The sequence below is a fragment of the Candidatus Methylobacter oryzae genome (genome assembly GCF_003994235.2).
Taxonomy (GTDB): domain Bacteria; phylum Pseudomonadota; class Gammaproteobacteria; order Methylococcales; family Methylomonadaceae; genus Methylobacter_A; species Methylobacter_A oryzae.
In genome coordinates, this window is record NZ_RYFG02000095.1 from 1 (window position 1) to 20739 (window position 20739).

Annotated in this window: 20 protein-coding genes; 12 read left to right on the forward strand and 8 right to left on the reverse strand. The window is 50.4% G+C overall.

Going from position 1 to position 20739, the window contains the following annotated elements:
• The first annotated feature begins 382 nt into the window (after positions 1-382).
• The 3 genes from EKO24_RS10915 (at position 383) to EKO24_RS10925 (ending at position 4889) form a co-directional block, all read left to right on the forward strand.
• A complete protein-coding gene (locus tag EKO24_RS10915) occupies positions 383-2029 on the forward strand; it encodes a DHA2 family efflux MFS transporter permease subunit (protein WP_127029414.1) in 1647 nt (548 codons plus the stop codon).
• Between the two features lie 2 nt (positions 2030-2031).
• Entirely contained in the window at positions 2032-3534 is a 1503-nt protein-coding gene (locus EKO24_RS10920; RefSeq protein WP_127029413.1) for an efflux transporter outer membrane subunit, read from the forward strand.
• Between the two features lie 155 nt (positions 3535-3689).
• Positions 3690-4889 (forward strand): HlyD/EmrA/EmrK family protein, encoded by a 1200-nt coding sequence (locus EKO24_RS10925; RefSeq protein WP_127029412.1) that lies wholly within the window; start codon positions 3690-3692, stop codon positions 4887-4889.
• 86 nt (positions 4890-4975) lie between these two features.
• Here EKO24_RS10925 and EKO24_RS10930 read toward each other — a convergent pair whose 3' ends face one another.
• The gene (locus EKO24_RS10930; RefSeq protein WP_127029411.1) at positions 4976-5869 is read right to left on the reverse strand and encodes a LysR substrate-binding domain-containing protein; all 894 of its coding nucleotides are present in this window, start codon (positions 5867-5869) and stop codon (positions 4976-4978) included.
• 198 nt (positions 5870-6067) lie between these two features.
• On the opposite strand from EKO24_RS10930, the gene EKO24_RS10935 reads away from it, so the two are divergent.
• Genes EKO24_RS10935 through EKO24_RS10945 form a run of 3 tightly spaced genes read left to right on the forward strand, consistent with a single transcriptional unit; the run spans position 6068 to position 8016 of the window.
• The gene (locus EKO24_RS10935) at positions 6068-6526 is read left to right on the forward strand and encodes a DoxX family protein (RefSeq protein ID WP_196240018.1); all 459 of its coding nucleotides are present in this window, start codon (positions 6068-6070) and stop codon (positions 6524-6526) included.
• A complete protein-coding gene (locus EKO24_RS10940; protein WP_127029409.1) occupies positions 6519-7379 on the forward strand; it encodes a pirin family protein in 861 nt (286 codons plus the stop codon). The genes EKO24_RS10935 and EKO24_RS10940 overlap by 8 nt, the downstream gene beginning before the upstream one ends.
• Positions 7380-7413: 34 nt before the next feature.
• Positions 7414-8016: a nitroreductase family protein gene (locus tag EKO24_RS10945; RefSeq protein ID WP_127029408.1), complete on the forward strand. Its 603-nt coding sequence runs from the start codon at positions 7414-7416 to the stop codon at positions 8014-8016.
• A 3-nt stretch (positions 8017-8019) separates the two neighbouring features.
• Here the strand turns inward: EKO24_RS10945 and EKO24_RS10950 are convergent, their stop codons facing one another.
• Complete coding sequence (locus EKO24_RS10950; RefSeq protein WP_127029407.1) at positions 8020-8496, reverse strand: MarR family winged helix-turn-helix transcriptional regulator; 477 nt, start codon at positions 8494-8496, stop codon at positions 8020-8022.
• Between the two features lie 460 nt (positions 8497-8956).
• Between EKO24_RS10950 and EKO24_RS10955 the strand changes: the two genes are divergently transcribed.
• A complete protein-coding gene (locus EKO24_RS10955) occupies positions 8957-9334 on the forward strand; it encodes a hypothetical protein (protein WP_127029406.1) in 378 nt (125 codons plus the stop codon).
• Between the two features lie 136 nt (positions 9335-9470).
• Here EKO24_RS10955 and EKO24_RS23470 read toward each other — a convergent pair whose 3' ends face one another.
• The 4 genes from EKO24_RS23470 to EKO24_RS10975 are packed head-to-tail and all read right to left on the reverse strand — an operon-like array spanning position 9471 to position 13007.
• Positions 9471-10520: a (5-formylfuran-3-yl)methyl phosphate synthase gene (locus EKO24_RS23470; protein ID WP_143733215.1), complete on the reverse strand. Its 1050-nt coding sequence runs from the start codon at positions 10518-10520 to the stop codon at positions 9471-9473.
• On the reverse strand, positions 10517-11086 hold the full coding sequence (locus EKO24_RS10965; protein WP_127029405.1) for a DUF447 domain-containing protein: 570 nt from the start codon (positions 11084-11086) through the stop codon (positions 10517-10519). Before EKO24_RS10965 ends, EKO24_RS23470 begins: the two co-directional genes overlap by 4 nt.
• On the reverse strand, positions 11086-12474 hold the full coding sequence (locus tag EKO24_RS10970; RefSeq protein WP_127029404.1) for a DUF6513 domain-containing protein: 1389 nt from the start codon (positions 12472-12474) through the stop codon (positions 11086-11088). The genes EKO24_RS10965 and EKO24_RS10970 overlap by 1 nt, the downstream gene beginning before the upstream one ends.
• Complete coding sequence (locus EKO24_RS10975; protein ID WP_127029403.1) at positions 12471-13007, reverse strand: flavoprotein; 537 nt, start codon at positions 13005-13007, stop codon at positions 12471-12473. The genes EKO24_RS10970 and EKO24_RS10975 overlap by 4 nt, the downstream gene beginning before the upstream one ends.
• Positions 13008-13087: 80 nt before the next feature.
• On the opposite strand from EKO24_RS10975, the gene folP reads away from it, so the two are divergent.
• On the forward strand, positions 13088-13924 hold the full coding sequence (gene folP, locus EKO24_RS10980; RefSeq protein ID WP_127029402.1) for a dihydropteroate synthase: 837 nt from the start codon (positions 13088-13090) through the stop codon (positions 13922-13924).
• A gap of 75 nt (positions 13925-13999) precedes the next feature.
• Here the strand turns inward: folP and EKO24_RS10985 are convergent, their stop codons facing one another.
• On the reverse strand, positions 14000-14254 hold the full coding sequence (locus EKO24_RS10985; RefSeq protein WP_127029401.1) for a hypothetical protein: 255 nt from the start codon (positions 14252-14254) through the stop codon (positions 14000-14002).
• A gap of 400 nt (positions 14255-14654) precedes the next feature.
• Here EKO24_RS10985 and parC point away from each other — a divergent pair, with 400 nt between their 5' ends.
• Both parC and EKO24_RS10995 read left to right on the forward strand, forming a co-directional pair.
• Complete coding sequence (gene parC, locus EKO24_RS10990; RefSeq protein ID WP_127029400.1) at positions 14655-16886, forward strand: DNA topoisomerase IV subunit A; 2232 nt, start codon at positions 14655-14657, stop codon at positions 16884-16886.
• 236 nt (positions 16887-17122) lie between these two features.
• Complete coding sequence (locus tag EKO24_RS10995) at positions 17123-17617, forward strand: Crp/Fnr family transcriptional regulator (protein WP_127029399.1); 495 nt, start codon at positions 17123-17125, stop codon at positions 17615-17617.
• Positions 17618-17717: 100 nt separating this feature from the next.
• Here EKO24_RS10995 and EKO24_RS11000 read toward each other — a convergent pair whose 3' ends face one another.
• Positions 17718-18152 (reverse strand): protein YgfX, encoded by a 435-nt coding sequence (locus EKO24_RS11000; protein WP_127029398.1) that lies wholly within the window; start codon positions 18150-18152, stop codon positions 17718-17720.
• A 721-nt stretch (positions 18153-18873) separates the two neighbouring features.
• On the opposite strand from EKO24_RS11000, the gene ygfZ reads away from it, so the two are divergent.
• Positions 18874-19854: a CAF17-like 4Fe-4S cluster assembly/insertion protein YgfZ gene (gene ygfZ, locus EKO24_RS11005; protein ID WP_127029397.1), complete on the forward strand. Its 981-nt coding sequence runs from the start codon at positions 18874-18876 to the stop codon at positions 19852-19854.
• A gap of 39 nt (positions 19855-19893) precedes the next feature.
• Entirely contained in the window at positions 19894-20736 is an 843-nt protein-coding gene (locus tag EKO24_RS11010; RefSeq protein WP_127029396.1) for an HDOD domain-containing protein, read from the forward strand.
• The last annotated feature ends 3 nt before the right edge of the window (positions 20737-20739 follow it).

The following is a 20739-nucleotide window of genomic DNA, read 5'->3' on the forward strand; positions in this document are numbered from 1 at the left end:
CTTATTTTTCTTATCACGGGCGGGCCTTCCGTTGCCTAGGGTTAGTTCATGCCTCATATTCTATACCGGCTGTCAATGCGTAAGTTCTAGCCTTAATGAATTACTGCACCTATAACATAGCATTATCCTTGTATTGATTAAGAATCCGCAACCGTGATGGTGTTCAGTCTATGAAGGTTGGTTATGCAAAGTGAGTATCTGGTAAGTCACGATATTACGTAAGTTTCACGATATATAGTGAATTGGTATTTTGGATAGCCTATCGTTTTTTACTATTTAAATTTATTAACTTGATGATTTAAATAGAGATAATGGGCTTCGTCCTACTCCGGCACGGCGCTTGCAGTTAAACGGATAATTCCCTTTATTGCGAGTCCGAGTCATGAGCTCTACCGATAAAACCGCCCGAGCCGCGTGGGCAACCTTAACGCACGACAGCCTGAACAACGGCCATACCGGCAAGCACGCGCTAAGCGGCGTGCAGTTTTTCTTCCTGAATTTCGGCTTGCTGCTGGGCAACGTCTTGGTGCTTTTCAATACCGGCGCGTTCGCATCCGTCGTCCTGCATGCGACCGGCGATTTGGGCGTAAGCCCCAGCCACGCTGCTTGGATGCAGACTTACTATTTCGTTTGTCTGGCTTTGGCGTTGCCGGTCAGTTCGTGGCTGGCGGCTGCGGTCGGCGAAGTCCGGCTGTATTTGCTGGCGATGGTTGCAATGACGCTGGCTTCGCTGCTATGCGCTATGACCGGCGATTTGTTCTGGTTTTTGTCGGGCAGGGCGCTGCAAGGTTTTTTCGGCGGTTTGACTATCCCGCTGTCGCAAACCCTGTTGATGCGCGAATACCCGGAATCGGCCAAATCGTTTGCGGTGTCGCTGTGGAGTATTGCCGCGTTGAGCCCTTTCACGCTCGGTCCTGTTGCCGGCGGTTGGGTCGCCGATCATTTGGGCTGGCGCTGGCTGTTTTTCCTGAACGTACCGTTGCCGTTGCTGGCTGCGGCGTTGGTTTGGGCTTTGTTGTTCGATAGGCAATCGTTGCAACGGAAAGTGCCGTTCGATGGTATCGGGTTTTTATTGCTGACTGCCGCGCTGCTTTGTTTGCAGACGGTGTTGAATCAAGGCCAGGATGCGGACTGGTTTAATTCTAGCTGGCTGATCATCGTGGCGTTCACAGGTTTGCTGATGTTGGTCTATTTCATTGTTTGGGAGCTGGCGGAGCGTACGCCGCTGTTGGATTTGCGCTTGTTCGCCCGGCGCAATTTCGCAATCGGCAGCATCATGCTCGGCGTCAGCTTCATGTTGATGTACGGCCTATTGTCGGTGCTGCTGGTGCGCTTGCAGGCGGTGGCCGGATACTCATCGTTCCTGGCCGGCAGCGTGTTGTTGCCGCTGGTGTTTTTAGCCAAGCCGATGGCCGGCGTGATGCACCGGATTGTGCATCGTTTCGACGCCCGCTTGCTGGTCAGTGTAAACATGCTGCTGTTTGCGCTGTATTGCGCTTGGAGCAGCCGTTACGACTTTTTCGGGCGCGGCGGCTGGTTTACACAACCGTTGTGGACGCAAGTGTTGGAAGGCTTTTGCCTGGGCGCGTTGTTCGTGCCGTTGACGACGCTGTTTCTTTCCGGACTGACGCCGAGACGGCAAACCCAGGCCGTCGAACTGGGCGGCATGTTGCGGGTATTGGGCGGCAGTATCGCCTCGCCGGTATTGTCGGTGTTTTGGGAACGGCGCGCTGCGTTTCACCAAAGCCGATTGATCGAGGGTTTTTCTCTGCACGACGGTTTTGACGCCGAGATTATCGGCCGTTTGCACGATGCCGGGCTGCACGGTCAGCTGGCTACGGCGAAGCTGGCGGCAGTAGCTAATCAGCATGCGGCGATTCTCGGCTTGGACGATACCTTCCGGCTGGCGGCCTGGCTGTTTGCAGGCTTGGCGGCAATGGTCTGGATTGCAAAGCCGGTTGGGCCCAAGCCAGCGGTTAAACAGGATCATCGTTTAGCCGCGTTGGAAGATTTAATCGAGGAGCCGTAGTCATGTTCCGGTTAAGCAGAATTATACCCAAAGGGCATAAGTTTCGTTTGAGCGGACACGCCGCTCAACTCAGCTTTATTTTATTGGCGGGTCTATTGAACGGTTGTGCATGGCTGCCTGAGGACGGAATGCGGGCTAAATTGCTGGACATGCCAAGCCTGAAGCAAACGCTGAACGCCGACGCACAGGCCGAAAAAATCGTCAGCGAATGGCCGAGAGCGCAATGGTGGCAGGAATTTCACAATGCGGAGCTGAACAGGCTGGTGGAAACCGCGTTGAAAGACAGTCCCAGTTTGCACGCTGCAGCGGCGCGTTTGACCCAGGCGGAGGCAGTAGCCGATTTTCAGGCTGCCGAGATGTTGCCGAGTATCGGCGCCAGCGTCGAATTGCATCAGCGCCGCTTTTCAGCAACCGATTTTTACGGGCCTAACGGAGGCCAGACGTTTACCGGCGCTTATATCGATCCGGCGGTGTTTCGCTATCACCTCGATCTGTGGGGCAAGGATAAGGCGGCATTAGAGGCGGCGTTGGGAAAAGAAAAAGCCCAAGCTTCGGAGCTGGCGATGGCCCGGCTGATGTTGAGCACCGCAATCGCCCGCAGCTATATCCGTTTGTGTTCGGCCGAAGAAGACGTCGAGCTGGCCCAGGCTTTGGTCAAAAAAGCCGAGGAAAAAATGCAACTGGCCGAGCTGCGCTGGCAACGCGGGCTGGCCGCCAAGGATTCGGTCTACGCCGGCGAACAGCAGGTTGAAGCGGCTCGGCAACGCGAAACCACTGTGCATAACCAGGCGCAAACCTTGCGTAATCGGCTGGCGGCGTTGGCAGGTCAGGGGCCGGATTGGGGTAAAAACATTCGCGTTGGCGAGATTGAGATTGCCGGACATTTGCCGCAGCCGGAAGCGCTGTCGCTGGGCTTGCTCGCGCACCGCCCGGACGTGGCCGCGGCAATGTGGCAAGTGGAGTCGGCCGCGCAATTGATCAAAGTCGCGAAAACCCGTTTTTACCCTGACGTTAACTTGGTCGGTTTTGCCGGTTTGCGCAGCCTTAACTTGAAAGATTTATTCCTGTCTCACGGCGCGAGCGTGGCTTACGGCATCGGCCCGACGCTTACTTTGCCGGTTTTTGAAGGCGGGCGTTTGGAGGCGGAATTGAAGAACCAGCAGGCGTCTTACGATGCGGCCGTTGAAAGTTACAACGGCACATTGTTGACCGCTGTGCAGCAAGTCGCCGACAGTCTGGCCGATTGGCGGAAAACCGTCGAACACGATGCCGCGCAAGAACGGGCGCTGGAGGCTGCCGAGGCGGCATCGACACTGGCCGGAAAACGTTACCGGGCGGGGCTTAGCGACCGCGACGGGATTATCGACGCCGAGGCCGCATTGATCCGGCAACGGCTGACCGCCAGCGAATTGAAAAATGCTCATCTGCTGGCGGCGGTCGGTTTGATCGAAGCGCTGGGCGGCGGATATGAAAACACAACGATGAGAATGTCGAGGACACCGTAGGAGCGGGCCGCACCCGCGATGAAAACTCTACAATTCTGCTCGCTGCCCAAATATCGCGGGCATGGCCCGCACCTACGATGCTTGACTTAATGGTCTTGACGTAGCGCGTGGGAAAGAGAGCAAATCTTAATTAATGTTGATCAAAGTAAATAGCCATGACTAATGCCCAAACCAAACCCCAACGCCACTTAGGTTTTCATCAGCGCCGGCAGCACCGGGGGTACCGCTTGTTGCTGGTGACTGTGATCGCTGCGCTGGCCGGATTGATTTACCTGCTGTACTGGTGGAATGTTGCCAGCCGGTTCGTGGTCACCAACGATGCTTATATCATCGGCAACCAGGCGCCATTGAAGGCGCAAACCAGCGGCACGATTGTCGATGTGCGGGTCGATAATACCCAGTATGTGCGTCAGGGCGATGTATTGGTGCGTCTCGACGGCTTGCAGGCGCAAGTGGCGCTGGAGCGGGCCGAAGCGAATCTGGCCGATAGCGTCAGGCAGATCGAGACGGCGTTCAGCCAAGCCGACATGCTGCGGCAGAAGCTGGCCGGGAAGGAAGCGGTCTTGAATCGCAGCAGGAAAGACCTGGCGCGTTATCGTAGCGTGGCCGGCGACGGTGCGGTATCGGCGCAACAGATTGAAGACAACGAGTTCCAGGTCAGCGAGCAGGAGGCTGAGGTTCGCCAGATTCGCGCCGAATTGGGCGGGGCCGAGGCCTTGATCCGGAACACCAGCCCGGCCGACAACCCGAAAGTGTTACAGGCGGTCGCCGCGCTGAAACAGGCTTATCTGGACAATGCCCGGCAGCAGATTGTCGCGCCGGTGTCCGGCTTTGTCGCCAAACGCAGCATCCAACCCGGCGAGCAGGTTCACCCGGAGACGCCGCTGTTGGCTATCGTGCCGCTGGATTATTTATGGGTGGAAGCTAACTTCCTGGAAAACGAGCTGGCGAATGTGCAGCCCGGCCAACCGGTCGAAATCACCGTTGATTTATACGGTTCCAGCGTGGTTTATCACGGCGAAGTGCAGGGCTTGGGCGCCGGTACCGGCAGCGTATTTGGTTTATTGCCGCCGGATAATGCGACCGGCAACTATATCCATATCGTCGAGCGGGTACCGGTGCGGGTTGGCTTACGCGCCGAAGAGTTAAAGGCCAAACCGTTGCGTCCGGGCTTGTCGGCAGTCGTACGGATCGATACCAGTCACCCCGGACGTTCGGTATTGGAGCCTTTAACCACGACGCCGGCTACGGCTTATAAGACCGACGTTTACGATTACCAGCTGGATGGCGCCGAGACGTTGATTAAGAAGATTATTGACGAAAACAGGCAGGCAAAGAATCGGGCAAATAGTTAATTGATTCACCGAAGGCACGAAGGACACGAAGAAAACATAAAACTTTCTGTCCTTCGTGGTGAGATAAAAAATCTTTTGTGCGACTACTAAACAAATTCATGCCGAGACAACTGTTCGATAAACCAGCGTAAGACCTTGCCTTTATTGCTGGTTTTCCAGGCTATATGAAGATGATCAACCGGTATTGCGTCTTCTACCGGCAATGAAACCAGCAGGCCTTGTTCAAGCAAGTGCCGAATCCGGTGCGCCGGTAAAAAACCGGCGCCCAGACCCGCGCTTAAAGCATTAATTTTTTCCGACATCGACGGCACGCTGAGCACCGGCCGCTTGCTGAATACCCGGTGGCTTTGCGGCGCCTGGTTTCTGGATGAATCCCTGATCACGATAAAACGGTGCTGCTCAATCAACTGGCGGGAAAGCGGCAATGGCGCTTGGCTCAGCGGATGGCCCGGCGCAACGGTAAAAATCCATTCAACTTGTCGGATCTCTTGGTATCTGATGCCCTGATTCGGCGTGGGGAATACGCCCGTGCCGATGACCAGATCGGCACGATTGCCGGTTATCGCTTCTTGCGAACCGCCTAATACTTCTTCGTAAATATTGATTTCAATATCCGGCAATACTTCGTAAAACTTAGCTATTAACGGATAGATAAAATCAAAATCCAAAATGGTATCTATCGCGATATTAAAAACCGGTTCCCAACCGCTATGGGTCTTCTTGGCCGCAATAGCCAAGCGTTCTGTCGCTTCCAGGATTTCCCGGCCTTGCTCGAGCAATACTTTTCCGGCTTCGGTCAACACGGCTTTTCTGCCTTCCTTGCGAAACAGGACGACGTCCAGGTCCTGTTCCAGTTTTTGCACGGTATAAGAGATAGCCGAAGGAACCCGGAACAGTTCATTGGCCGCGGCGGCAAAGCTGCCTTTCCGGTCGATTGCGTCCAGAACTTCCAGCGCGTCGAGGGTGATGGGGTATTTCATGTTTTCTGTTTGTGTTTAGGAGTGTAGGCTTTGCCTGCAAGCGCAAGCGAAGCTTGCACTCCGCAGTTGCTGTTAAATTAATAGATTTATTGTTCAAATATTCTGAATCTATTGAGCAAAATCTATCGCTTTTTATTATTTATCGCAAACCTATAATGAACTCGAAAGTTCAAAATATTAAACAATTATGAGGTCATTATGAGCAACTTAATCGATAAAACAATAGATTCCAACGCCGGCCTGGAAGCCGTTATCTTGCGCGTTCCTATCGGCTTGATCCTGGCTGCGCATGGCGGACAAAAATTATTCGCCTGGTTCGGCGGTTATGGGTTGGATGGAACCGGGCAATGGATGGCGTCGGTAGGCCTGAATCCGGGATTTACGATGGCGTTATTGGCGGGCGGCGCCGAGTTTTTTGGCGGGGTTGCGCTAATTTTGGGATTGCTGACGCGTCCGGCAGCGCTGGTTAACGCGATCACAATGTTGGTTGCGCTTTTATGGGTGCATTGGGGACACGGCTTTTTTCTGGATACGCACGGTATCGAATATGCGCTGGCTTTATTATCGGCAACCGCGGCGTTGGTATTTATCGGCGGCGGCCGGTATTCGCTGGATGCGCTGATCAAAGCAAAATTATCGGAGGCTAAAGATGAATAAGCAAACGCGGAAACTTGGGGCCGTCATTACCGGCAAAAATACTTCGGATGGCGCCGGCGTTAAGCTGAAACGTATCGTCAGTCCGCAGCAAAAAAACAGTTTCGATCCGTTTATCTTGCTGGACGAGTTCGGTTCAGATCAATCGGCCGATTATATCGGCGGTTTTCCGGATCATCCGCATCGCGGTTTTGAAACGGTGACGTATATTCTGGAAGGCGCGATGCGGCACCGCGATCATTTGGGCAACGAAGGGCATTTGGGGGCCGGCGATGTGCAATGGATGACGGCCGCGCACGGCATTATTCATTCGGAAATGCCGGAACAGGAAAATGGTTTGTTACGCGGTTTTCAGCTCTGGATTAACCTGCCGGCCAAAGAAAAAATGAAAGCACCGCATTATCAGGAGTTTGCTGCTGCAAAAATTCCTCAAGTTGCGCTGGCGGATGGCGGTTACATCAAGGTGATTGCCGGAGAATATCAGTCCGAAACGCAAAAAATATCCGGCCCGGTGACAGGCGTGACGACACGGCCTTTATATTGCGATGTATCGTTAAGTCCTCGGCAACAGTTCGATATTCCGGTAGAAGCAGAACATACGGTTTTGGTCTATGTTTACGAAGGCGAGCTGGCGGTCGATTCATCGGCCGAAATTTTAGCGGCCGGGCAATTGGGGCAGTTAATCGACGGCGATAACATTCAACTGGCAACGCAAGGACAGTCTGCCCGGTTCCTTGTGTTAGCGGCTCTGCCGTTAAAAGAACCGCTTGTGCAGTCCGGCCCGTTTGTGATGAACAGCGCCGAAGAAATTGAACAGGCGTTTCGCGATTACCGTGACGGCGTATTGACGCTGTAAATAAATTTTATCTAAGACTATTAAGGTGACGAACATGCAGTACAAACCTGCACCAACCCGTGTAAAACTCCACGATATTATCCAGGCGCGCTGGAGTCCCAGGGCTTTTGATGCCGGTAAGCCGGTCAGTCCTGATGATTTGCTGGCCTTACTGGAAGCGGCGCATTGGGCGCCGTCTTGCTTTAATGGCCAGCCCTGGCGATTTGTGGTCTGCGATAAAGCCGGCGATGAAGCCGGCTGGCAGAATGCATTTGCAACGCTGGCTGAAAAAAACCAGCGCTGGGCCAAGAATGCGCCTGTTTTGATATTGGCTGTGGCGATGGATAATTTCAAACATAACGGCCAGCCGAACCGCTGGGCAATGTACGACACCGGAGCGGCCAGTCTCGGCTTAAGCTTGCAGGCTACGGCATTGGGATTGATCGTGCATCAAATGGGCGGATTCGATGCTGAAAAGGCCCGGGAAGTTTTTCATCTTCCGGACGATTGCAAACCGATGGCGATGATGGCCGTCGGTTATCAGGCCGATGCGGATGTGCTTGACGACGATTTTAAGGACGCGGAATCAGGTCCGCGTTCCCGGGCAGTATTGAGCGAGCAGTTTTATGCCGGGCAATGGGGCAGGGGAATCGAATGAGTTTTACTGATCGGTTTCATCGCTAGGCATTCCGCTCTCGTTGTTACGCAAGGCGGTTACAGTTTTGTGTAACCGTTTCAAGCTGTCCTCAAGGTTTACTATGTCTTCCGGGGAATAATCGTCAAATATCCGGTTAATGAAAGACAGATGCTCGGGAAAACTACGTTGGTATACGTCTTCGCCGGCCGCAGTCAGTTTTACAATCTGACTGCGGCCATCCGTTTCCGAAGCCACCCGCTGCACCAGGCCTTTGTCCTCCAAGCGGCCGATAACTCCGGTTAAGGTTCCTTTGGTAATTAAGGTTTTCTCGCCCAGTTTCTTGAACGTCATGCCGTTGCTATCACCCAAAGTGATAATGATATCGTATTGCGGCAGCGTCAGATCCAGTGTGCAAACATGACTGGCGGCATAAGCTAAAAAAGCTTGGTGTGTGCGTAATAACTCACGCAATACACTTGGAAATGTCGAAGTAGAGTTCATTTTTTTAATGTAATTGTTTTAATTAGTACAAAATAATAGCTTGGACCCCATTTAACCTCAATAGTTTTAATGACCGGTTAAAGCTTTCTCTCCAAAAAACAGCAAACGGATGGGTAGCGATAATGCAATCCATCGTCTCTTTAGCCATGTTTTCATGTATTCGATCCTCTACGTATTTTCTGCAAAACCGCCCGGCCATCTAGTAAATTGAACGGAACCGGTAGGTGATCAATTTTGCTGATAGGCTAATGTAACAAATTGATAAATAGCTATTATTTTTGATCGGCAGGTTAAAAGGGAAAAGTTCATGCGATAAAATAGTTCGTATTAGAACGAAAATAGTTCTAATGCGAACTAAATATGCTAGAATTTAATCATACCTAGCGATTAGCTTGAATTTGTAAATGGCAGCGCATCGTTACGTATCAATATCCTGCTTATCAACAATGAGGTTTATCCTATGAATATATTCCAAAAAATCGTGGTTGCTTTTGTTATGGCTACATTGTCATCAGCCGCTTTTGCGGTGGCGAATCCGTCGTACGATGATGTTAGATCGGCTATTGAAAATACGCTGGCTAAAGTAGAAGAAGCTAACGCGGCTCTGGACAGCGGAGTGAATAACGAAGCTGTGGTTGAGATGGTTACCGACGCTCGCCAGTTGCAAAAAGATATAGCTAATAATGTACTTGATGTGAAACGTAACCAAGCCAGCAATGTGCTAAAGCAGGCGCGTACGGCTTTGCAGAACAATGAACGGCAATCGGCTAAAGAATCTTTAACTGATGCACTAAACCGGTATAAGGAGATTAAACAGCTATACGCTTCTACTCACTAAGCGTTTTAAAAATGGCGGGCGTGCCGGTAGGCAAGTAACTCTACAACTAAACCCTTACGCGGCGTTCCGAGTAAGGGTTTATGCTTTAATGTGAGTACGCTATTTTGAATAAGAAATTACGTGCTACAAGCTCCGTTTAACGAAGATTGATCAGTGCGTTTAATTGGTCTTCATCAACCGGCCGGGTTAAGCAGTAATCGAACCCGGCACTGAATGCTTCAGCTTTTTGACTGGCGACGGTAAAAGTACTGATAGCGGCCGCTTTTAAAGGATTGCGTTGTTTTCTTAGCGCTCTGATCATTTCCAGGCCCGACATGACAGGCATGCCAAGATCGATAAGCGCGAACTCGTACTGGTTCTTGTTGATGAATTCCAGCGCTTCCGCACCGTCGGCAACCGAATCGACAGTGTAACCGTTTAATTCAAGCATGTTGGCCAATATCAACCGGTTTATTTCACTATCGTCGGCAATCAACACCCGGTTTTCAACAGTTGCTGGCTGCTGAGAGTTTTGGTCATCTATCGCCTGTTTTATTTGCATAATTGACGCCTTGTTTAATTGTGCTGTTCTATTGTGTTCCAGACATAACGCGCCCCTGAACCCAAGGTAATCGGGCCGGTAAGGCATGAGCCCGGCTATGTCGTCCAATCTGAGCGAGCCGGCTAAACCGCAAAGCATGGACAGGTCATTTGCAAGCCTGACAAATTGCGCTATGTCGGCCTTGGCCATGACTTGTGTCAGAGAGCCGTTGTTTTTGTTCATGGTGTCGAGCATGACGCCTTTAAAACCGGCGCTTTTTAGCATGTCGATTACCGCAAAATCCGGTTGGGTATCGGCGAACAATACGGCTATCAAGTTCATGGTTCGCGGCAGCGTAGCCAGTTTTTCGATAGTGCCGCGCCAGTCGCCGCCGGGAAAAAAGCCGATTTTTATATAATCGACGCCGGTTTCGGCCATTGCTTCGACTGCCAGGTAAACAATCTCCGGCTGCATCGGTAGGTCGCCAACGGTCGCGCTGATGGGACTGCGGCCGTTAACAGCAAGAACGATGCTGCTGACAAGAGCGGTTTCCAGCGCGCCCAAAGCGCCTGAGGCCGGCTGTTTCAAATCGATAATATCAACATTAGCAGCTAATGCCAATAGCGCTTCTTCTAAGCTGTTAACGCTGGCGAGCATTTTGGTCATAAGTTGATTCCGGTATGATTTTCAATGGCGGTCATTAACCAGCTCCAGGCTTCCAGTTCGCGGCTGCCGGCGGTTTTCTCCAGGCCGATACGCAAGTATTCGATTTCGTTCCGAATTTTTTCGGCAGAGAGCATATTTAAACGGCTCACTAAAATAGCCGCTTCCAATACCGAATATTGGGCGCGGTTAAAGCCTCTAAATGGGGCATGATTGACGGTGTGTACGGCTTTGCAAAACAATTTGGGCCGGGTTTCGTCGTCTTCAATGCGGATCAGTTCGACTTCGGTATGAGCCAATGCGCAGTTGAGCACTTGACCATTGATTCTTTCCGCCGGTTTTAACGGCCAACCGCGCCGTCCGGTCAGGCAGCCGGCAAAGACGCGGACGTCATCGCAGCAGTTGACGGTCGCGGTTTTGCTATCCAGCAGGTTGTTCAGCGTTGTAGAAGGGCGGAACGGCAGGATGATGAACTCATCCGGTGTTTCGGCAGATGTATGCACGCCCATCGGGGCAATATGCGCGATGCCCGAGTTGTTTTGTGTGATGACGATGGTTTCTTGAATCATTAATGTTTTTTTAAAGTGGTTCCGGCCGGTTTAAAAGTATGCAAATCAACGGTCGATTCTTCGTTGTCGGTTGCGCAGCCCCATTGTAATGCTTGATCCTGGCTATAGCGTTTACCCAGTTGCCAGGCAATTTCGGCACGGGCCAGCTCGACGCCGAGATAAAAAGCGTGGCCGCCGTCGTTCTCAACATGCAGTTTCGGGAACAGGTCGAACGGGTCGGTGGCGCTGTGCAAGCCATCGCGGTTGAAAATATGCACGCCCTCGCTACTGATTTGGACACGGTAACTGGGGTCCTTGATTTGCGCGGCCAGTTCCTTGATTTCCTCCAGACTATAAGGGAAAGGAGAGGGTTCATGCAGGGCCATTAGGCCCGGATCGATATGCTTGGGCAGCATTTGATGCTCTTTTGCCGCAAACATGATTCGGCGCGCCAGATCGGCTTCCTTGACGGCCCGGCAGGCATGTTTGCTGACTTGCGTCGCCAGGATGCTGTTGATGTTAAGCTCCGAGCAGATACCCAGCAGCAGCGCATTCATGCCCATCGTGTCGGCATGGGTCAGCTCGGTGATATTGCCGACCCCTAGCATCATTTCGACGCCGGGATGATTCTTCCTGACTTCATGGTAACGAACGATGGATTGCGTGAAGCCGAAATGCAGCGGGTCCAAGATTGGGTCGACAATAAAGTCGCGGTTTTTTGCCTGCATGGCTTCGATCGCGCGATCCAATGAAGCCAAGTCTTCATGTTTTTTGGGGATTAAAATCGGCGTTGCCGCGACTTCGTCGGCAATCCACAGCGTGCTTTCGTGCAGGCTGAGCATGTAATCCGCACCCGCTTTGCCGCCCCTGAGCAGGTCGTTCGCTTCAAGAGAATCGATGCTGACCGTAAAACCTTCCTGTTTCAATGCGCGAATGATGTCTTCCATCTGCGGAAAATCGGTGCTCGGCAAACAGCCGATGTCGATCACGTCGGCGCCGTTATGTTTGTAGTAATGAGCGCGCTTAAGCGCTTCTTCAACGCTGATATTCGGCGCATCGACGATTTCGGCAAAGATTTTGACGTTGTAGCGGTTTAAATCGATTTTATGCGCGGCTTGGCCGAAAAACATCGGCAAGTCCTTGAGTTCTTCCGGGCCGCGCTCGACAGGCAAGCCCAAGTCTTTGGACAAAGCTTCCAAGTCGCCGCGGCAGCGGCCGGGCACCAGTATGCGGTCGGCGCCGAATGTATCGGTCAGGCGTCGGGCAATCATGTCCGCGGTCATTAACGCGGCAACCTTAAGACCCAGTTCGTGCACGGTATAGGTGAATTCCGGCTGCATTTTTTCGAGAATGCCATGCAGCTGTTTTTCCGCCAGCCTGCCGGTAAGAAAGAGGATATGTTCGCTCATGTCAGCGATTGTAACCGTTTTGTAACATGGCTAACCAGTTCCTCGACGCTTTCGACTACACTGGTATATTCAAACGTGCGCAGTTTAGCCGTACCTTCCAGGTCGATTTTACGCGGGTACACCATGACTTTTCCGCCGGGTGCGGTGGTTTCCATTTCCGGCGCTATGTCGCACGGGTAAACAATGCTCGGAACTTTGCATTTTCCGGCTTGGGAATACAGATTGGTGACCAGCGAGTCGGCAATGCCCAGCACGCATTTGGCGACCGTGTTCGACGTCGTCGGGGCCATTACAAAAGTATGGTAATAGCCTTTGTAGAAAAGGCCGACCGGCGGCGCGGAAGCGGTTTTGTCGCGGTAGACCGGCATTTTTTTGCGGACGTCGTCGAGACTGATGCCGTACATTTTCAACACTTCCTCGCCGGCCTGGCTTAAATACAGGTCGACATTATCCAAGGTCAACAGGAAGTCCAGGCATTCTTCTATATAATGGCCGGAGCCGGTGATGGCCCAGGCTAATCGTGGCTTATCCATTTAATTGAGTTAGAGTCGGAAACATGCGGGCATTATACATGATTCGATATATCGATTTCGTACACAGGAGTTTTTAAGGAATGTTCAGTCAATTTGCGGATAACGCGCAAAATAAACCGCTGATTATGGGGATTTTAAATGTGACGCCGGATAGTTTTTCCGACGGCGGCAAATATTCGGGTCTTGATGCGGCCGTAAAACAAGTCGAGTTGATGGTGTCCGAAGGCGTCGACATTATTGACATAGGCGGCGAATCGACTCGCCCCGGAGCCGACCCGGTTACGGCTGACGAGCAAATCCGGCGGGTCGTTCCGGTTATCGCAGCGATCAGGCAGCAATTACGTAGCGATATTTTGATCAGCATCGATACGACCTTAAGCGCGGTCGCCAAAGCGGCTTTGGATGCGGGCGCAAATATTATCAACGATGTGTCAGGCGGTAGCGCGGACCCGGCAATCTTAACGCTGGCAGCCGCAACCGGCGCGCCGATTATTTTGATGCATAGCCAGGGAACGCCAAAAACGATGCAGGATAATCCGCATTATCAAAATGTCGTGCAGGAAGTGCTTGATGCTTTGGATGAAAGTATTAATGCGGCATTAAAGGCCGGCGTTAACAAAGAAGCCATTGCAATCGATCCGGGCATAGGTTTCGGCAAGCGCAAGCAGGATAATTTGGATTTGCTGGCCCATCTTGATGCATTGGTCGCAAGCGGTTTTCCTGTGCTGCTGGGCACCAGCCGCAAGCGCTTCATGGGAACGATTTGCGATGTAAACGAACCTTCGGAATTGGTTACCGCCACCGCAGTGACCACGGCTTTAGGCGTGATGGCCGGCGTACGGATATTCCGGGTGCATGACGTCAAGGAAAACCGGCAAGCGGTCGATGTGGCTTGGGCGATTAAGCAAAGCCTATAGGGATTATTCGCCATCTCTCAGACCTTCCAGGTTTTGCAAACCTGGAAGGTCTAGCTCCCCGCCTAACAATAATCTTTATTTATCTGCTTTGTAAGTACTTTGACCCCTCTTAACTGCGCTATCCGTTGGATGGACTTCGGATGGCGCACGATAATCGCCCTCGGATAAATAGGTCAGAAACATCGGCAGTAGTACAAGAATGGATAAAACCAGCGCCACGCCGCCAATGAATAGCAGCAGCATTTTAAAATTACCTACAACACTTTCCGTGAGATTTTCTGCATCGGTTGAAGGTAAGGGCTGGTCGTCGCGTTGTTTTTCGCTTGGCATGATGATCTCCTGTTAACTGTTTGAAAGAAAACTGAAATTCACCCGATATTTGCGGCCGGTATTTAACATGCTATCCGCATCATGAATCTGCCGCAAGCCTTGAGGTCCTCAAAAAGCAATCAATTAATCGATACAGACGATGCTTTTTGTCTCGCCGTTCGGCTTTTCAAAATTTAAAATTCAAATATATGAATAAAGATAATTATAATTGCCGCCCCCCAAATGTCTCGGCTATACAATAGAAAAGCACCGCTTGGTTTGGCGCTTAAGCCGTAAAGCGCTTTGCTGCGGTAGTGTCGATAGTTGAGAGATAACGGCAAATTTTATAACGCAGTTCAACTGCGTAAAAACAATCCGGGAAAGCCTGGAAAAACAATTATTAGAGGATGAGCTGTAACTTATGATGATGCAGGGAAATTTTGAACAACTGCCGTTAAAGGATTTTACCGAAAAAGCCTACTTGGATTATTCCATGTACGTGATTTTGGACCGGGCTTTGCCGAATATCGCCGACGGGTTGAAGCCGGTGCAACGGCGTATTGTTTATGCGATGTCCGAATTGGGCTTGACCGCGACCGCCAAATTTAAAAAATCGGCCAGAACCGTCGGCGACGTATTGGGTAAATATCATCCGCACGGCGATTCCGCCTGTTACGAAGCGATGGTATTGATGGCGCAGGACTTTTCCTATCGCTATCCGCTGGTCGACGGACAGGGCAACTGGGGCTCGCCTGACGATCCCAAGTCTTTTGCGGCAATGCGTTATACCGAATCCCGCCTGACCGCTTACGCGCAAACCTTATTGAGCGAGTTAGGGCAGGGTACGGTTGAGTGGACGGATAATTTCGATGCGACCTTGAAAGAGCCTGTGCTGTTGCCGGCGCGGTTGCCGAATATATTGCTGAACGGCACGATGGGCATTGCGGTCGGCATGGCGACCGACATACCGCCGCATAACCTGCGCGAAGTCGCCAATGCCTGCATACAGTTGTTGGACGATCCGGACAGTAGCTGGGATATGCTGTTCAGCCATATCAAAGGCCCCGATTACCCGACCGACGCAGAAATCATCACCTCGGCCGACGAGATACAAAAAATGTATATCAACGGCGGCGGCTCGATCAAAATGCGCGCCAAGTACGAGCAGGAAGACGGCAATATTGTGATTACCGCGCTGCCGCACCAAGTTTCCGGCGCGAAATTAATGGAGCAGATTGCCGCGCAAATGCTGGCGAAAAAATTGCCGATGATCGAAGACTTGCGCGATGAGTCCGATCATGAAAACCAGACCCGTTTGCTGGTCATTCCTAAATCAAAACGCATCGATGTCGATGAAGTGATGTCGCATCTGTTTGCGACGACAGACCTGGAAAAAAGCTATCGCGTTAACCTGAACATGATAGGCCTGGACGGGCGGCCCAAGGTTAAAAGCCTTAAAGACATTCTGGTCGAATGGCTGTCGTTCCGTACCGAGACCGTGCGCAAGCGTCTGCAATACCGCTTGGACAAGGTATTGGCAAGGCTGCACATCCTCGAAGGTCTGCTGATTGCCTACCTGAATATCGACGAAGTGATCGCGATTATCCGCAACGAAGACCATCCAAAACCGGTGCTGATGGCGCGTTTCGGCCTGACCGACATCCAGGCCGAAGCAATATTGGAATTAAAACTAAGACATCTGGCCAAGCTTGAGGAAATGAAAATTCGCGGCGAGCAGGACGAGCTGGAGCAGGAGCGCGCCGCACTGGAAAAAACGCTGGCCTCGCCGCGTTTGCTGAACCGCCTGATCAGGAAAGAACTGGAGCGCGACGCGGAAAAATACGGCGATGATCGCCGCTCGCCGATTGTTGCCAGGGAAGCCGCACAAGCGCTGGATACGACCGCGTTGATCAGCAACGAGCCGCTGACTGTGATCCTGTCCGAAAAAGGCTGGATCAGGGCGGCGAAAGGCCATGACATCGACGTTGCCAGCTTGAGTTACCGTTCCGGCGACAGTTTTTTGGATGCGGTTAAATGCCGGAGCACGCAACCGGTTTATATCCTCGATTCGACCGGACGGGCTTACAGCACTTCGTCGCATGATTTGCCGTCGGCCAGGACCCAGGGCGAACCGTTGACCGGGCGCTTGAATCCTCCGCCGGGCTCGTTGTTCTTGCATCTTCTGGCCGGTCAACCGGATGACTGGTATGTCGTTGCCAGCCACTTCGGTTATGGATTCCGGGTTCAGCTAAAAGAATTGTTCAGTAAAAACAAAGCCGGTAAACTGCTGATCACGCTGCCGGATGGCGCCAAGGTCCTGAAGCCGGTGCCGATACGCAATGAATCCGATTTGCTCGCCGTCGCGACGTTGCAAGGCCGCTTGCTGATATTTCCGGCGGCCGAGTTGCCGGCTTTGGCGAAAGGCAAGGGCAATAAGCTGATTCAAATTCCGGGCGCCGACCTGGGCGCGGGAAAAGATTACGTTATTGCCGCAGCGGCGCTGCCGGAAAACGGGCAGTTGAAAGTTACTGCCGGCAAACGGCAATTAACGCTTAAAGGTGCGGATATTGAGCATTATTCCGGCAACCGGGCCAATAGAGGATCGGCATTGCCCAGGGGCTTTCAACGGGTTGATGGCCTGGAGTGCGAGTGACAGGATGCAATCAGACTAGTACTCAGTCAATGCTATTTTGACGAGTAAAAGTAAATCCGTTCGTCCTGAGTCCTTCGATAAACTCAGGAGAGCCCTGTCGAAGCCTGTCATGAGCTTGTCGAATGAGGTCAGCGGATTTACGCTGAGTTAAATACTTTGTACTCGACATATTAATACTGACTGAGTACTGGATTGAGTAGTTTGTTAAATATTGTTCACAGCAGGGATAGACGGCCTTGGAAAATTTAATCAAAGAAATACTGAATGATCCGGCATTTATTCAAGGGATTGCTTGGAAACGTTGGCGTTTTTATGCCGGCGAAATCATCGTCAAGGAGGGCGATGTTGCCAAGTCTCTGTTTCTGGTTGAAAAAGGCAAGTTACGAGTATCCGTGCATGTGGAGCTGGAAGAACATCGAAACATGAAAACCGGAATCGGTGATTTAGAAAAAGGAGATATTTTTGGGGATGCTTGTCTTCATGAATCCTCTGTCAGGACCGCTTCCGTTATAGCAATGACTGACGGGTGTTTACTGGAAATCAGCGGAGAGAAACTTGGCGAATATCTGGATGCTCATCCGAATAAAGGCTATCTGTTTTATAAAAAGCTGTTTAGCGTATTTTTAAAACGCTTAACCGATAATCATCGCAGGATCGAATATCTCTTGGCTTGGGGACTTAAGGCACGACATTCTTCCGAAAAATCAATTCCGATTTTCCGGAAAATTTAATCCTAAAAAGAGCCGTTGAGTTTTCTAATATCCCGTTCTCCCAGCCTGCCGAAGGGCTCGGCACGAACGGCTTTTCACTTGCTCCAACCGCTTTTTTAGGTTAATGAGTTTGGCTTTTGCTGTTACCGGCTGTTTTTAGCCTGACAATAAGGCGCCGGTAATCGTCCTTACTTAATGCATCGTTGAGTATAAGCAGGGACCGCTTATGCGCATCGCCGGTAAAATGCAGGAATATTGCGAAGGTAGTGATGACGGTTGAATCCAGGATTTGCACCGGTTTAAAGTCACTGCCGCCGGATACTTCCCAGCCTAATGCGTCGGTATGTTTGATTGTATACGGCTCGCTTTCTAAGTGTTTAATCGAAAAATAAAAATGAATGCAAATTGCGATTAACAAAAGCAGCTTGACGGTAACCGGTAAAGCATTGACGATGCTTGCGCCCAAGGTCAGTGCATGCATGGCGACCAGCAACTGTTTTAATCGCTGGGAGGGTTTAAGCTCCAGCAGTAATGAGGGTTCGAGTTTTTTGGGCAAGTCGAGATGGGACTTATTTTATTGGTGGTTGGTAATAGACGGGCTTCAGTTTAATTGACCATTGCATCGAAAGGTTTGCTAACAAACTTATAAAAAAATACCTTTAGTTTCAGTTATTTTCATAAGTTTAGTGAATCCTAAAATAAAATTGAGTTGCGTCATCTAGAAGCATGGCTAATCCAATTCAGGTAAAGAGAAATAGACAACAAACCGCAATTCTTCATTTCCTCTTTCTCAAGCGGCAAAAGGCAACCAGTGTTTGTAAGCTTGCAGGGAGTAAGCTCCCGTTTGCTCTGGCGTTTAAGTTAAGCCTTATTTATTTTGTCCGTCAATAAATTTATCGCTATACACGAAAACAGCCATCTCGACGGTCTTTTATTTTTTCGCGGTTGCGAAGAATGGGAAAATTTTTTGACGATTCACAAAAACAATTTGGGAATATATAAAAGCTTACCATGAACCCGCAAAACTCTTTCGGGAGCTTGCAAAATAACGCGGGAGGTAGGTATAAACATCATAAAGCCCGCGCGGTTAAATGTTTGCGGTTCGACGAGCTTACCGTGCTTAAACGCATCTTAGTTGCCCTGTTTTAGGAATAAAGACGAAATAATCGATGTCGGCTAAGACCTTCCAGGTTTTGAAAACCTGGAAGGTCTGCATATTGTCTTCGTTCGAATAGCGATATAATCGGCGCACTTAAAAACTATTATTTTGGTTATTGATGAACGCTGACTGGAAAAACTTTCTGCTTGCGGAAAACGCAATATTTAAAAACGATATCGATATTACTTTCCCATCGTCCGATCATAAAAGCAGCCAATGCATTTACGCGATTACCGATTTAGGGATTTTGGCTGTCGCCGGTGCCGATGCGGCAAAATTTTTACAGGGGCAAATTACTTGTAACATTAACGACATTTCCGAGACGAAAAGCAGCCTGGGCGCAATGTGCAATCCCAAAGGCAGGGCGATTACCACTTTTTTACTGGTTAAAAACGCCGATGTTTTTTTGATGGTGTTGCCTAAAGTATTGCTGGAGGCGGTTAAGAAAAAACTGCAAATGTATGTGTTACGGTCAAAGGTGGTTTTAACGGACAGTTCGGATCAATTGTGCCTGATCGGTTTATCGGATGGAGTGCCGCAGCCTGTCTATGCATCCGAACAGTTGTTTGCGACAAACCGGCAGGAATATATCGTTGTTAATCTTCAAAACCGTAGCTTGATTATTGCCGAAGTTGATCATGCCAAAGAGTTTTGGAAAGAACAGGCGCAATTAGGTTTCCAAGCGGAAGATTCAGCGCAATGGCGCTATCTCGACATCATTTCAGGGATTCCCTGGCTGACTGCCGAAACATCGGAAGAGTTTATTCCGCAAATGCTGAATCTGGATAAGCTGGGCGGCATCAGTTTTAATAAGGGTTGTTATACCGGTCAGGAGATTGTTGCGAGGACTCACTATTTGGGTAAAGCAAAAAGGGAAATGTTCCTGGCTGAATGCGATGTGCTGGCCGCGCTACCCGAACCTAATTCAACAATTATCGACGACAGCATCGATACGGAGCAAAGCACAGGCAAAGTTCTGTATGCGCAAAATGGGCAGGATTCTTGTAAAATGCTTGTCGTTCTGCAAATTTCGGATACCGATACTTATAATCTTAGGTTAAAAAACGACAACCAAGATAAAATCAGACTATTAAGATAATTTTTTAATACGTATTATTTATCAAGGGATGCAGTAATAATGCAATTTACTTCCGTTCAAGGTTTTCTTGATCATGTCCAGTCCGAACTTGACGCTAATCGTCTTGTTTTGCCTACATTGCCCGATATTGCGTTAAAGGTTAAAAATGCTGTTACCGACGGCGATATATCGGCCAAGGAGTTGGCTGACATTATCGTCACCGATGTAGCACTGTCGACGCAGGTTATCCGTGTCGCAAACAGCCCTATGTATCGCAGTGCATCCGAGATTAATAATATACAAATGGCTGTTTCAAGGCTCGGTAACAACACAATCCGTAGTTTGGTTACCAGTTTGGTTATTAAACAGATGTTTTGCCCCTCATCAAAACTGTTGGAAAGCCTGTTCAGGAAAACGTGGGAACAAAGCATCAATGTTTCGGCCATTAGTCGGGCGCTTTGCGCTTTCGCGCCCCATCTTAATGCTGATGAGGCTATGTTGGGCGGTCTTATTCATCAAATCGGCAAGTTACCTATATTAATGTTGGTTGAGAAAATTCCTGAGTTCAGGGACAGCCCGACAAGAATGGCGAAATTGCTGGAAAAAGCGCATCCTGCCGTGGGTAAGTTGATTATGGATGCGTGGGATTTTCCTGAAAACTTAAAGCCCGTCGCCTCTCAATATGTTAATTTTCAGTATGACTCGGGGGCGAAGGCGGATTATGTCGATGTCGTGCAAGTTGCGTTTTTGCAAAGTATCGCCGGAACCGATCATCCCGCATGCCGAGTCGATTGTTCTCTTGTTCCTTCATTTAGCAAACTCGGGTTTTCTGCCAGCTCTGAAATATTGGAAATTGAAGATATTTCAGATGAAGTTGAAATTGCCCGAAACATGCTTTCTTAAAAA